The following is a 12386-nucleotide window of genomic DNA, read 5'->3' on the forward strand; positions in this document are numbered from 1 at the left end:
GGGGAATAGCCACCTGAACGCGCGGGGTTGGCCGAGACGTGAAACTCGGAGTGGCGATCGGCCGACCCCTCAGCGTCCAGACCGACACCAACCTGGTCGATGCGTTCATCGCCCACGGGCGCAAAGTCACCGATGCCGGCGTCGGGACGCTGTGGCTGGGGCAGATGTATCACTATGACGCGATCACCGTGGCCGCGGTGATCGGGCAGGCGATCCCTCCGGAAAAGCTGAGCGCTGTGGGGGTTTCGGTGATCCCCATCAATCCGCGTCACCCCATCGAGGTATCGGCGGCGGCGCAGACCGCCCAGGCCGCAAGCCGCGGGAGATTTCAGCTCGGGCTGGGGCTCGGCGCGCCGGTGATCGAGGGCCCTAGCTATGGCCTGCACGTGGACAAGCCGATACGCCGCCTACGCGAATACCTCACCACTCTCCGGCAGCTGCTCGACACCGGAACCGCCGACTTTCACGGCGAGACCCTCACGGTTGCACCGAAATTCACCACCTCACAGTCAGGCGGCGAGAACATACCCGTGTTGGTCGCGGCCATGGCCCCACAGGCGCTGCGGGCCACCGGCGAGCTGGCCGACGGCACGATTCCGCTGCACGCCGGACCGCGAGTGCTCAGCCGGGAGATCGTTCCCGTCATCGATGCGGCCGCCGAGCAGGCCGGGCGGCCACGCCCGCGTGTCATCGCCGGTGTCGCCGTCGTTGTCACCTCCGATCCGGCACGGGTCCGGGCGCTTGCCATCGAGGACATGGCGTTCTACGAGAACATCCCGTCATATCGGAAAGTGCTTGACGCCGAGGGGGTTCAGCACACCGGGGAGCTGGCGATCATCGGCGACGAGGAGCATGTGGCTAGAGAGCTGCGGCGATACTTCGATGCGGGAGCCACCGAAGTGTTCGCAAGCCACACCGAGTTGGGCGGACCGGAAGACGAGGCCCGCACGCTGGCACTACTGGGTGAGCTGTCCCGCGGGAATTGATTTGCCCGCTGCCCCTAGGCTGGCGGCGTGCCAGAAAGTACCGAACCCCAACTGCACGGACCGGTTCAGCTGCGTCGTGATCGATGTGAGAACACCACCGCCGACCAACGTCTGCTGGACATCCGCGACACCACCACCTGGACGCACACCGATCCGTGGCGCGTGCTGCGCATTCAGGGCGAGTTCGTGGAGGGCTTCGATGCGCTCGCGGAAACCCCCAAAGCGGTAACGGTTTTCGGCTCGGCCAGAACGAAGCAGGACTCACCCGAATATCGGCTCGGGCGGGAGCTGGGTGTGGCCCTGGTCAAGGCGGGGTATGCCGTCATCACCGGCGGCGGACCGGGCGCCATGGAGGCCGCGAACCGTGGTGCGAGCGAATCGGGCGGTTACTCGGTGGGCCTGGGTATCGAGCTGCCGTTCGAGCAGGGCCTCAACGAATGGGTGGACCTGGGCATCAACTTCCGCTACTTCTTCGTCCGCAAGACCATGTTCGTCAAGTACGCACAGGCCTTCGTGTGTCTGCCCGGTGGATTCGGCACCCTCGACGAACTCTTCGAGGCGCTCACCCTGGTGCAGACCCGCAAGGTCACGCGGTTCCCGATCATCCTGCTGGGCACCGAGTACTGGTCGGGCCTGCTCGACTGGATCCGCGGGACGATGCTGCCCGCGGGCAAGATCGGTGAGCAGGACATCGCGCTGCTCTCGGTCACCGACAGCATCGACGAAGCGGTGGCGGCCATCGTGCAGGCCGAGGCGGTCAACGGGAAGGGGAGTCACCGATGACTTTGTCGGTCTGTGTGTACTGCGCGTCGGGCCCCCGCCACCCGGAACTGCTGGATCTAGCCACTCGTCTGGGCACCGCCATCGCCGAACGCGGCTGGACGCTGGTCTCCGGGGGCGGCAACGTCTCGGCCATGGGCGCCGTGGCGCAGGCGGCGCGCGCTGCCGGAGGACGCACCATCGGGGTCATCCCCAAGACACTCGTACATCGAGAGGTCGCCGATACCGACGCCGATGAGCTCGTCGTCACCACCACCATGCGCGAACGCAAGCAGATCATGGAGGACCGATCCGACGCCTTCATCACCCTGCCCGGCGGGATCGGCACGCTGGAAGAGGTTTTCGAGACCTGGACCGCCGGCTATCTGGGGCTACATGAGAAGCCGGTGGTGTTGCTGGACCCCGACGGTCACTACACCGGACTGCTGCGCTGGCTCGATGAACTCCAGGACAAGGGCTACGTGGCCGCACACGCGCGGGACAGACTACTGGTGCACACCGATATCGCCGCCGCCCTGGACGCATGCAGGCCAACGGATTGACGGGGCTGGGTCGTTCGTCAACAATGCGGTGAGCCATTGCCTACTGGGCGGTAAGGAACAGGGAGAACTAGATGTCCGCAAGCAGCGCCATTCCGTCGAATCCCCGTGATCGGGTTCACCTGACCGAGGTATTGGCGCAGCTGCCGGGCATGGCCTGGGACCTGCCGATTCTGGCGCGCGGCATCATCAGCGGTATCAAGTCCAACCCCAAGGGCCGCTGGTCGATCGGGGCGCTCTTCGCCGAACGCGCCGCCAAGCACGCCGACCGCGTCTTCCTGCGGTTCGAGGGCACCGACATCACCTACGCGCAGGCGAACGCCACCGCCAACCGGTACGCCGCCACGCTGGCCTCGCACGGTGTGGGTCGCGGTGACGTCGTCGGCATCATGCTGCGCAACTCGCCGCAGACCGTCCTGCTGATGCTCGCCACCGTGAAGCTCGGTGCCATCGCCGGAATGCTCAACTACAACCAGCGCGGACACGTGCTGGCGCACAGCATCGGACTGCTCGACTCCAAACTGCTGATCAGCGAGGCGGACTTCGTCGAACCGATCAACGAATCCGGCGCCAACGTCATCTCCCTGCTCACCGGCGACGAGTTGGACCGGGCCTCGGTACTCGCGCCCACCACCAATCCCGCCGCCACCGACGCGGTGATGACCAAGGACCGGGCGTTCTACATCTTCACCTCCGGAACCACCGGCCTGCCCAAAGCCAGTGTGATGACGCACTATCGGTGGCTGCGCGGCATGTCCGGAGTCGGCGACATGGCACTGCGGCTGCGTCCCAGCGATGTGCTGTACAGCTGTCTGCCGCTGTACCACAACAACGCGCTGACCCTCGCCGTATCGACCACCATCAACGCCGGCGCCACGCTGGCGATCGGCAAGTCGTTCTCGGTGTCGCGCTTCTGGGACGAGGTCATCGCCAGCCGCGCAACCGCTTTCATCTACATCGGCGAGCTGTGCCGTTACCTGCTCAACCAGCCGCCCAAGCCCACCGATCGCCAGCACAAGGTGCGCGTCATCATCGGTAACGGGCTGCGGCCCGAGCTGTGGGGCGAGTTCACCCACCGTTTCGGCATCAAGCGGGTCTGCGAGTTCTACTCGGCCAGCGAGTCCAACACCGCGTTCGTCAACGCGCTCAACATCGACCGCACCGTCGGTATCTGCCCGATGCCCATCGCCTACGTCAAATACGACATCGAGACCGGAGAACCGCTCCGCAACTCGAAGGGGCACCTGACGAAGGTCGGAGCGGGCGAGGCGGGTCTGCTGATCAGCAAGGTCACCAGCCTGGCGCCGTTCGACGGGTACACCGATCCGACGGCCTCGGAGAAGAAGCTGGTGCGTGACGCCTTCAAGAAGGGCGACACCTGGTTCAACACAGGCGATCTGATGCGCAACCTGGGCTGGGGACACGCGGCCTTCGGCGACCGACTCGGCGATACCTTCCGGTGGAAGGGCGAGAACGTCGCGACCACCGAGGTGGAAGGCGCACTCCACCACGCCGACGCCATCGAAGAGGCTACGGTCTTCGGCGTCGAGGTACCGGGTACCGACGGCCGCGCCGGCATGGCCGCCATCAAGCTGCACGACGGCGCCGAGTTCGACCCAAAGGCATTGAGCGACATCGTGTATCAGTACCTGCCCGCCTACGCGCTGCCGCTTTTCGTAAGGATCGTGGACACCCTGGAGCACACCACCACCTTCAAGAGCCGCAAGGTGGAGCTGCGTGAACAGGCGTACGGGGAGGCCGTGACCGATCCGCTGTACGTGCTCGCCGGTCGCGGCGAGGGTTATGTGCCGTTCTATCCGGAATACGCAGGCGAGGTCGCGGGCGGCCAGCGTCCCAAGGCATAGCCCTTCGGCGGGTTACTGTTCCACCGTGGGAGTCAGTCGACGGGTGCGTGCCTCGCGGCGCCGTCAACGTCTGGTGAAGCTTGCCGACAACGACCTCACCGACGCGCAGTGGCTGACACTCGTGGAGGCCTGGGGTGGTTGCGCCTATTGCGGCGCGACCGGAACAGCGCTGCAACGCGACTGTGTACAGGCGATCTCCCGCGGTGGCCGGTACACGCTGTCCAATGTGGTGCCGGCCTGCCCGTCCTGCAATGCGAGTAAATGCAATGCGGAGGTGACCAGCTGGATGCGGCGCAAGCGGCTCGACGAGACCGCCTTCCTGCGTCGCTACGTGGAGATCTCAGCAGCGGGCTAGCCCGCGGTGTACACACCGGTCGGTTCAGCGTGGTAGCCCTTGGCGCCGATCTCGCGGGCCAACGGACTGCGGAAATCCTGCTCTGCGGCAAGGCAATCGAGGATGTGGCGATAGTCGTAGCGTGGTGTCCAGCCCAGTTCGGTGCGGGCCTTGGCGTTGGCGTAGACCCGGTCGATCGTCGGGAACATCGTCCATCCGTGCGCCGCGTACAGATTGGGCTGCTCGGGGAAGTGTTGAGCCACCACGCCCGGTGCATCGGTGCGCAGCTGCGCGATGTCGGCGCGGGAGAACGGCGTGGTCGCCGAGATCACGTATTTGGCCCAGCCGATGTCCGCCGCGCGTTCGGCCGCCAGCAGGTGTGCCTCGACGACATCGGCCAGATCCACCCGGCGATAGAGGTATTCGTTGGCCTTCACATTCGCATCGGAGTAGCGGGCCCGGACCGCGTCATTGTCGTCCTGCTCGGGGAAGAATCGGGAGGTGCGCAGCACGATGATCGGCAACCCGCTGCCCTGGTGCACCACATGCGCGATATCTTCCGCGGCGGTCTTGGTGGCGCCATAGATGTTCTTGGGCACCGGCGCCACCTCCTCGGTGATCCAGGCGGCCTCCCGGGTGCCTACCAGCGCGTGTCCGAATGCACTGGTGGTGCTCGTGTAGACGAATCCGGCCACGCCCGCGGTGACGGACTCTTCCAGGAGCGCGAGTGTGCCCTCGATGTTGGTCTCGACGAAGTCGGCCCGCGTATGCGAACCCACATGCGGTTTGTGCAGGGTTGCGGTGTGCAGCACCGACGTCACCCCGGCCATCGCCTCGGTGACAACCGCGCGGTCGGCGATCGACCCGACGATATCCGTGGCCGGTCCGGCCGCGATGTCGATGCCGACGACATCGGTCCCGCCCCGGCGCAGGGTGCGGACCAGGGCCTCCCCGAGATGGCCCGAGGATCCGGTGACCAGGAATCGCTTTCCGCCCATGTGCCCATACTGCTCAGGCCCGCAAGTCATTTCGCTCGCCGAGTGTGAAACGCGGGCGGGAAACCGGGGGAAATCTCGCCCACGTTTCCCACTCGGTGCAGCCGCTGGGGCCCTGGCCTGCACAATGAGGGCGTGCATGAGACGTTTTGCGGACGGCCCGTCCGCACCGATCGTGCCCTCATCATGGCGATCGTCAACCGCACGCCGGACTCCTTCTATGACCGGGGTGCCACCTTCACCGACGAGGCCGCCCAGTTCGCGGTGCACAAAGCGGTGGCCGACGGCGCCGATGTGGTGGACATCGGTGGCGTCAAGGCCGGCCCGGGCGAGACCGTCGACGCCGAGGCAGAGATCGCGCGGGTGGTGCCCTTCATCGAATGGGTGCGTGGTGCCCATCCTGACCTGCTGATCAGCATCGACACCTGGCGCACCGAGGTCGCGGAGAAGGCCTGCGCGGCAGGCGCCGACCTCATCAACGACACCTGGGCCGGCACCGACCCGGAGCTACCCGCAGTGGCTGCCGCCCATGGCGCCGGACTGGTTTGCTCACATACCGGCGGCGCGGTGCCGCGCACCCGGCCCTATCGGGTGAACTACGGGACCGAGGTGGACGGTGTCGTCCAAGCCGTCATCGCCGAGGTGACCGCGGCCGCCGAACGCGCGGTGGCTCTCGGGGTATCGAAGGACTCGATTCTGATCGATCCGACGCATGACTTCGGCAAAAACACCTTCCACGGGCTCGCTTTGTTGCGCCACGTAAACGATCTCGTTAATACCGGGTGGCCGGTGCTGATGGCATTGAGCAACAAGGATTTCATCGGGGAGACTCTTGGTGTGGGACTGACGGAACGACTCGAAGGCACTCTCGCCGCCACCGCCCTGGCGGCGGCGGCCGGTGCCCGCATGTTCCGGGTGCACGAAGTCGGGCCCACACGCCGCACGCTGGAAATGGTGGGCTCCATCGTCGGAACCCGCCCACCGGCGCGAACAGTGAGGGGGTTGGCATGACCCATCAACTAAACGGAGTCGTTGGTATCGATCCGAGCTGGCTGGAAACGCACAGTTGGAACCGGCCCGATTGGACAGTCGAGCAGCTCATCGCCGCGAAGAAGGGCCGCACCGTTTCGGTGGTCCTGCCCGCGCTCAATGAGCAGGAGACGGTCGCCGCGGTCGTCGACACCATCAGCCCACTGCTGGGCGGTCTGGTGGACGAGCTGATCGTGCTCGACTCGGGCTCCACTGATGACACCGCGATCCGGGCCGTGGCCGCGGGTGCGCGCGTGGTCAGCCGTGAACAGGCGCTGCCCGAGGTGCCGCCCAACCCGGGCAAGGGCGAAGTGCTGTGGCGGTCGGTGGCCGCGACCACCGGCGACGTGATCGCCTTCGTCGACTCCGATCTGATCGACCCCGATCCGATGTTCGTGCCGCACCTGCTCGGCCCGCTGTTGTTGGGTCAGGGTGTCCATCTGGTCAAGGGCTTCTATCGGCGTCCGCTCAAGGTCAGCGGGTCCGAGGATGCCAACGGCGGTGGGCGGGTGACCGAACTGGTGGCCCGGCCCATGCTTGCCGCTCTCCGGCCCGAACTGAGCTGTGTGGTGCAGCCGCTGGGCGGTGAGTACGCCGGCACCCGGGAGCTGCTGTCCTCGGTGCCCTTCGCACCCGGATACGGCGTCGAGATCGGCCTACTGATCGACACGTACGACCGACTCGGACTCAATGCCATCGCCCAGGTGAACCTGGGTGTGCGCAGCCATCGCAACCGGCCGCTGGTCGAACTCGGTGTGATGAGCCGTCAGGTGATGGCCAGCATGCTGTCGCGGTGCGGGATTCCCGACTCAGGGGTGGGCATCACCCAGTTCTTCGCCGACGGTGACGGGTTCACCCCGCGCAGCTCCACGGTGTCGCTGGAGGACCGCCCGCCGATGAATACCCTGCGCTGAGCCTCAGGTCTTCGGGATCTCGCGCTCACCGTCGGTGGGCGACCAGACGGTGACGATCATGTGGTCGTCGTCGAGTCGCACGGCCGAGGCTCCCTCGATATCTGCGACATAGAACGGCGCGAACCGGCGGCCGCGCAGGTCGAATCCGATTGTGGCGTAGAGATACTCGGCGAACGCGGCGTGCAGGTCGAGATCCTGTTCGTCGTGCACGACGCCCCAGACCTTGGCGTCACCGTGGCTGATGCGGGTATCGGTGGTGGCCGTGTGCAGCTCGAAGCGAGGGTCGCGGGCAAGATCAGCGAGCTTGGCGGTGGCGGGCATGCCGCCGACGATCAGCCTGCCCTCGAAGATGCGCGGTTCCATCGGGCTGATCCGTGGGGCGCCACTGCGGCGCAGCGTCGAGAGAAAACACAGATTGCGCGTCGCGTGGTGGCGGCGCGCGAACACGTCGGCGATGGACGGCGCCTGCTGGGTGAACTCTTGCCAGGAGGTCATGGCCCCACGGTAGGTCGCGATGTCATACCTCGCTGGCAAGATCAGTGTTGTGACGTTCGCACTGACGTATCTGCTGGTTCTCGTCGCGGTGGCCGCCGTGCTGTTCGTGCTGGGCTCGATACTGTTCGGCCGCGGGGAGGAGTTGCCGGCGCTCCCCAAGGGCACTACCGCGACAGTCCTGCCCGCCGATGATGTGGCCGGTGCCGATGTAGACGCCGTCAAGTTCTCATTGGTCTTCCGGGGGTACAAGGCCAGTGAGGTTGATTGGGTGCTGGACCGGCTTGCCCGCCAGATCGACGAGCTGCGCGCCGAGCTCGACGAGGTGCAGGGCGCCCGGGCCGGCATCGAAGCCAATGCCGAATAAGGAGCCCTCCCGCTGCTCCTGGGCCGCCGACCCGCCCGGGTCGACGCTGTACGCCGACTATCACGACAACGAGTGGGGACGCCCGCTGTACGGGCGCGACGCCTTGTTCGAGCGGCTGTGCTTGGAGGCCTTCCAGAGCGGGCTGGCGTGGATCACCATCTTGCGCAAACGTGAGGGGTTCCGTCGTGCGTTCGACGGCTTCACACCGGAGAAGGTTGCCCGGTACGGCGACAAGGATGTGGCGCGGCTGATGGCCGATTCCGACATCGTGCGCAACCGCGCCAAGATCGAGTCGGCCATATCCAATGCCCGCGTCGTCCTCGATTTGGACACCGATCTTTCGGACCTGTTGTGGTCGTTTGCGCCGAAACGCCGCGCCCGGCCGCAGCGTCTTTCCGACGTGCCCGCGGTGACCGATGAGAGCATTGCGATGGCCAAAGAACTCAAACGCCGGGGGTTCCGTTTTGTAGGTCCTACCACGGCATATGCCCTGATGCAGGCCACCGGGATGGTCGACGATCATGTGCGTTCCTGCTGGGTTCCGCGAGCCGAAACCGCCCCCTCCGGAAGGTCCAGTTGAGGGTCTGCTGTCCCCAGATGTCCGCGATAGGGAAGAATGGCTCAGTGAAACGGCAGCTCAGATAGGGAACAATGGTCGGAGATGCCGAACACCCTTGGCTGGAATTTGGAGGGAGCACACGATGGCGGCCATGAAGCCCCGAACCGGCGACGGTCCTCTCGAGGCTACGAAAGAGGGGCGCGGGATCGTTATGCGCGTGCCACTGGAAGGTGGCGGTCGCCTGGTGGTCGAGCTGACCCCCGATGAGGCTGCCGCACTCGGCGACGAACTCAAGAACGTCACCAGCTAGGCCCTGCCTCGGGCGTCAGCCGCAGACTTTTTGATAGATCTGCAGCGTCATCTCCGCGATATGCGCCCATGAGAACTCTTCGATACATCGCGCCCTGCCGGCATTCCCATATTCGGTGGCGCGGGCCGGGTCCGCGACCAATGCGTTGACCGCGTCGGCGAGCCCTGCCTCGAACGCCGCGGCTTCGCTGCTCTCGTACGCCACCAGAGTTCCGGTGACACCGTCGGCAACCACCTCAGGTATGCCACCGACACGCGATGCCACGACCGCAGTGCCACATGCCATCGCCTCGAGATTGACGATGCCCAGTGGCTCGTAGATCGACGGGCATACAAACACCGTTGCCGCGGAAAGTATTTCCCGCAGCTTGGGGATGGGAAGGAATTCGCGTATCCAGTGCACTCCGGGCCGTGCCGCGGCTAGCTCGGTGACGGCACCGGTGATCTGCTCGGCGATCTCGGGAGTGTCCGGCTCACCGGCACACAAGATCAGCTGCACCTCGGGGGAGAAATGGTGTGCCGCGGACACCAGGTGCGCGAGACCTTTTTGCCGGGTGATGCGCCCGACGAACACGGCAATCGGGCGGCCCAGATCCACGCCGAGCTCGGCGAGAACCGACCCCGGTTGGGTGATCGCCTCGGCTGGGTCAACCGGATACCAGGTGGTGGTGTCGATTCCGTTGCGCACCACATGGATCCGGTTCGGGTCCAAACCGGGGTAGGTCGCCATGATGTCTTCGCGCATGCCGCTGCTGACCGCGATGACGGCGTCAGCGGCGTGTATCGCGGTGTGTTCCACCCACGAGGACACCCGATACCCGCCGCCGAGCTGTTCGGCCTTCCACGGGCGACGTGGCTCCAGGGAATGCGCGGTCAAAACGTGTGGGATGCCATGCAGCAGCTTGGCCAGATGTCCGGCCAGGCCCGTGTACCAGGTGTGTGAATGCGCCACCGACGCACCAGCCGCCGCTGCGGCCATCACCAGATCGGCCGACAACGTCGTCAAGGCGGGGTTGGCGCCGTCCAGCGCCGGGTCTGGCCGGTGCACGAAGGCGCCGTCGCGCGGTGCGCCCATGCAGTGCACCTCGACATCGCACAGTGTGCGCAGCTGAGCCACCAGCTCGGTGACGTGAACACCGGCACCGCCGTAGACCTCGGGTGGGTACTCCCGCGTCATCATTGCCACCCGCGTCGGGGATGAGCCGCGCGCGTGAAGACCCTCCGTCATAGCCACGACCGTAGTAGGTGGCCCCGACGACCGCAGGCCCGCCGGGGGTGTACCGCTGGCCGCTTCTGCCGAGTGCCGATAGGTTGATTGCTATGAGGGCATCGCCACACGTTCTGGGGATCGTGCTTGCCGGCGGTGAGGGCAAGCGTCTCTACCCACTGACCGCCGACCGCGCGAAACCGGCGGTGCCCTTCGGCGGTGCCTATCGCCTCATCGATTTCGTGCTGAGCAACCTGGTCAACGCGCGGTTCTTGCGTATTTGTGTTCTGACCCAATACAAATCGCACTCACTGGACCGGCACATCTCGCAGAACTGGCGGCTCTCGGGCTTGGCGGGGGAGTACATCACCCCTGTCCCTGCCCAGCAGCGCCTCGGTCCGCGCTGGTACACCGGGAGCGCCGATGCCATCCACCAGTCGCTCAATCTGATCTTCGACGAGGATCCCGAGTACATCGTGGTGTTCGGCGCCGACCATGTGTACCGGATGGATCCCGAGCAGATGCTCGACTTCCACATCGACAGCGGTGCTGGAGTGACCGTGGCGGGTATCCGGGTGCCCCGCAGCGAGGCGAGCGCCTTCGGTTGTATCGACGCCGACGACACCGGCCGTATCCGTGAGTTCATCGAGAAGCCCGCGGATCCTCCGGGCACACCGGATGATCCCGACGCGGCCTTCGTGTCGATGGGGAACTACATCTTCACTACCAAGGAATTGATCGACGTCATTCGCGCTGACGCCGACGACGACCATTCCGACCACGACATGGGCGGCGACATCATTCCCCGGCTGGTGGCCGACGGGCGGGCCGCTGTCTATGACTTCAACACCAACCTGGTGCCCGGCGCCACCGAGCGCGATCACGCGTACTGGCGCGACGTCGGAACCCTCGACGCGTTCTATGACGCGCACATGGATCTGGTTTCGGTGCACCCGGTGTTCAATCTGTACAACCGGCGCTGGCCCATCCGTGGCGAGTCCGAGAACCTGGCGCCTGCCAAATTCGTCAACGGCGGCTCCGCGCAGGAATCGGTGGTGGGTGCCGGCAGCATCATTTCGGCGGGTTCCGTGCGTAACTCGGTGCTGTCCTCGAATGTCGTCGTCGACGACGGTGCCGTGGTGGAGGGCAGCGTGCTGATGCCCGGTGTGCGAGTGGGCCGTGGGGCGGTCGTGCGGCACGCGATTCTGGACAAGAACGTGGTTGTCGGTGTCGGAGAACAGGTTGGTGTTGATATCGAGCGCGATCGCGAGCGTTTCAACGTCAGCGCGGGCGGCGTGGTCGCCGTCGGCAAGGGTGTGTGGATCTAGCCTCTCACCACACCAGTGGCACAAGACGGCTGCGGACCTTCTCGGTGTATTCGTCGTAGCCGGGCAGGTCGTGGCGCAGCATCTTCTCCTCGTCGATGATCCGCACCACCAGTGAGCCGAATGCGGGAATCGCCGCGAGCAGGCCCCAGAACGAACCCAGCGCCAACGGTATGCCCACCATCATCACCAGTGAGCCCGTGTACATCGGGTGGCGCACCAGCCCGTACAGACCAGTTGAGGTGACGGTCTGTCCGGACTCGACGGTGATACTCGCTCCCGCATAGTGGTTCTGGGCCACGACCAGCGTGGCGGCACCCAGCCCGGCGATGACCAGTGCCTCTCCGACGATGACCAGCCAGTTCGGTACATGAGACCAGCCGAACCTGTGATCGAAGGCGCTGACCACGACCAGGGCCAGGAAGGAACTCAACAGCACCGTGACCGCGAGCTTCTGTATCAAGCGTGTCTCCGCGATGGGGCCGCCGCGCATACGACGCCGCAGCACCTCGGGATTCGTCCTGGCCAAGTAGACCGAGGAAATCGTGGAGCTGATCGCGAAGATCGCCAGAAACACCCAGGCCTGCCAGTAGTCGAACGTTCCCGCGGGCCAGAACAGTGCCGCGCCGAAGACAGCGAGGGCGATGATTCCCGAGATAAGAGCTTGTACACCAGTTTTCATGAT

15 protein-coding genes are annotated in these 12386 nt (G+C 65.6%); 11 read left to right on the forward strand and 4 right to left on the reverse strand.

Annotated elements, in window-relative coordinates; translation table 11 throughout:
• The first annotated feature begins 38 nt into the window (after positions 1–38).
• The 5 genes from AOT87_RS02830 (at position 39) to AOT87_RS02850 (ending at position 4525) form a co-directional block, all read left to right on the forward strand.
• A complete protein-coding gene (locus AOT87_RS02830; protein WP_070940431.1) occupies positions 39–986 on the forward strand; it encodes a TIGR03564 family F420-dependent LLM class oxidoreductase in 948 nt (315 codons plus the stop codon).
• Positions 987–1013: 27 nt separating this feature from the next.
• The gene (locus AOT87_RS02835) at positions 1014–1769 is read left to right on the forward strand and encodes a TIGR00730 family Rossman fold protein (RefSeq protein ID WP_057968203.1); all 756 of its coding nucleotides are present in this window, start codon (positions 1014–1016) and stop codon (positions 1767–1769) included.
• The gene (locus tag AOT87_RS02840; RefSeq protein WP_057968204.1) at positions 1766–2308 is read left to right on the forward strand and encodes a TIGR00730 family Rossman fold protein; all 543 of its coding nucleotides are present in this window, start codon (positions 1766–1768) and stop codon (positions 2306–2308) included. Before AOT87_RS02835 ends, AOT87_RS02840 begins: the two co-directional genes overlap by 4 nt.
• 71 nt (positions 2309–2379) lie before the next feature.
• Entirely contained in the window at positions 2380–4170 is a 1791-nt protein-coding gene (gene fadD6 / locus AOT87_RS02845) for a long-chain-acyl-CoA synthetase FadD6 (RefSeq protein WP_030094789.1), read from the forward strand.
• 25 nt (positions 4171–4195) lie between these two features.
• Positions 4196–4525 (forward strand): HNH endonuclease signature motif containing protein, encoded by a 330-nt coding sequence (locus tag AOT87_RS02850; protein ID WP_030094790.1) that lies wholly within the window; start codon positions 4196–4198, stop codon positions 4523–4525.
• Here AOT87_RS02850 and AOT87_RS02855 read toward each other — a convergent pair.
• Positions 4522–5502, reverse strand: a complete 981-nt coding sequence (locus AOT87_RS02855) for an NAD(P)-dependent oxidoreductase (RefSeq protein ID WP_057968205.1) — start codon at positions 5500–5502, stop codon at positions 4522–4524. The genes AOT87_RS02850 and AOT87_RS02855 overlap by 4 nt on opposite strands.
• A gap of 132 nt (positions 5503–5634) precedes the next feature.
• Here AOT87_RS02855 and folP point away from each other — a divergent pair, with 132 nt between their 5' ends.
• Both folP and AOT87_RS02865 read left to right on the forward strand, forming a co-directional pair.
• A complete protein-coding gene (folP, locus tag AOT87_RS02860; protein ID WP_109398656.1) occupies positions 5635–6510 on the forward strand; it encodes a dihydropteroate synthase in 876 nt (291 codons plus the stop codon).
• Positions 6507–7442 (forward strand): glucosyl-3-phosphoglycerate synthase, encoded by a 936-nt coding sequence (locus AOT87_RS02865; RefSeq protein ID WP_057968207.1) that lies wholly within the window; start codon positions 6507–6509, stop codon positions 7440–7442. The genes folP and AOT87_RS02865 overlap by 4 nt, the downstream gene beginning before the upstream one ends.
• Before the next feature lie 3 nt (positions 7443–7445).
• On the opposite strand, the gene AOT87_RS02870 is transcribed toward AOT87_RS02865, so the two are convergent.
• The gene (locus tag AOT87_RS02870; protein ID WP_057968208.1) at positions 7446–7937 is read right to left on the reverse strand and encodes a pyridoxamine 5'-phosphate oxidase family protein; all 492 of its coding nucleotides are present in this window, start codon (positions 7935–7937) and stop codon (positions 7446–7448) included.
• A gap of 49 nt (positions 7938–7986) precedes the next feature.
• Here AOT87_RS02870 and AOT87_RS02875 point away from each other — a divergent pair, with 49 nt between their 5' ends.
• From AOT87_RS02875 to AOT87_RS27490, 3 genes are all read left to right on the forward strand, one after another.
• Positions 7987–8301 carry a DivIVA domain-containing protein gene (locus tag AOT87_RS02875; RefSeq protein WP_101312723.1) on the forward strand — a complete coding sequence of 105 codons (315 nt, stop codon included), beginning with the start codon at positions 7987–7989 and terminating at the stop codon, positions 8299–8301.
• Positions 8291–8881 carry a DNA-3-methyladenine glycosylase I gene (locus tag AOT87_RS02880; protein ID WP_057968210.1) on the forward strand — a complete coding sequence of 197 codons (591 nt, stop codon included), beginning with the start codon at positions 8291–8293 and terminating at the stop codon, positions 8879–8881. Before AOT87_RS02875 ends, AOT87_RS02880 begins: the two co-directional genes overlap by 11 nt.
• 121 nt (positions 8882–9002) lie before the next feature.
• Positions 9003–9170 (forward strand): DUF3117 domain-containing protein, encoded by a 168-nt coding sequence (locus AOT87_RS27490; protein ID WP_005059648.1) that lies wholly within the window; start codon positions 9003–9005, stop codon positions 9168–9170.
• A gap of 15 nt (positions 9171–9185) precedes the next feature.
• On the opposite strand, the gene glgA is transcribed toward AOT87_RS27490, so the two are convergent.
• The gene (gene glgA / locus AOT87_RS02885) at positions 9186–10397 is read right to left on the reverse strand and encodes a glycogen synthase (protein WP_101312696.1); all 1212 of its coding nucleotides are present in this window, start codon (positions 10395–10397) and stop codon (positions 9186–9188) included.
• A gap of 92 nt (positions 10398–10489) precedes the next feature.
• On the opposite strand from glgA, the gene glgC reads away from it, so the two are divergent.
• Positions 10490–11704, forward strand: a complete 1215-nt coding sequence (glgC, locus tag AOT87_RS02890; RefSeq protein ID WP_030094798.1) for a glucose-1-phosphate adenylyltransferase — start codon at positions 10490–10492, stop codon at positions 11702–11704.
• A 4-nt stretch (positions 11705–11708) separates the two neighbouring features.
• On the opposite strand, the gene AOT87_RS02895 is transcribed toward glgC, so the two are convergent.
• The gene (locus AOT87_RS02895) at positions 11709–12383 is read right to left on the reverse strand and encodes an isoprenylcysteine carboxylmethyltransferase family protein (protein WP_057968211.1); all 675 of its coding nucleotides are present in this window, start codon (positions 12381–12383) and stop codon (positions 11709–11711) included.
• Positions 12384–12386 lie beyond the last annotated feature (3 nt).

It is taken from the genome of Mycobacteroides sp. H003, from assembly GCF_001440135.1.
GTDB lineage: Bacteria > Actinomycetota > Actinomycetes > Mycobacteriales > Mycobacteriaceae > Mycobacterium > Mycobacterium gwanakae.

Excerpts from the sequence above, each read along its gene's own strand:
- AOT87_RS02880 (WP_057968210.1), top strand. The coding sequence starts at position 8,291 with ATGCCGAATAAGGAGCCCTCCCGCTGCTCCTGGGCCGCCGACCCGCCC.
- AOT87_RS02865 (WP_057968207.1), top strand. The coding sequence starts at position 6,507 with ATGACCCATCAACTAAACGGAGTCGTTGGTATCGATCCGAGCTGGCTG.
- AOT87_RS02870 (WP_057968208.1), bottom strand. The coding sequence starts at position 7,937 with ATGACCTCCTGGCAAGAGTTCACCCAGCAGGCGCCGTCCATCGCCGAC.
- AOT87_RS27490 (WP_005059648.1), top strand. The coding sequence starts at position 9,003 with ATGGCGGCCATGAAGCCCCGAACCGGCGACGGTCCTCTCGAGGCTACG.
- glgA (WP_101312696.1), bottom strand. The coding sequence starts at position 10,397 with ATGACGGAGGGTCTTCACGCGCGCGGCTCATCCCCGACGCGGGTGGCA.
- fadD6 (WP_030094789.1), top strand. The coding sequence starts at position 2,380 with ATGTCCGCAAGCAGCGCCATTCCGTCGAATCCCCGTGATCGGGTTCAC.
- AOT87_RS02895 (WP_057968211.1), bottom strand. The coding sequence starts at position 12,383 with ATGAAAACTGGTGTACAAGCTCTTATCTCGGGAATCATCGCCCTCGCT.
- glgC (WP_030094798.1), top strand. The coding sequence starts at position 10,490 with ATGAGGGCATCGCCACACGTTCTGGGGATCGTGCTTGCCGGCGGTGAG.
- AOT87_RS02840 (WP_057968204.1), top strand. The coding sequence starts at position 1,766 with ATGACTTTGTCGGTCTGTGTGTACTGCGCGTCGGGCCCCCGCCACCCG.
- AOT87_RS02855 (WP_057968205.1), bottom strand. The coding sequence starts at position 5,502 with ATGGGCGGAAAGCGATTCCTGGTCACCGGATCCTCGGGCCATCTCGGG.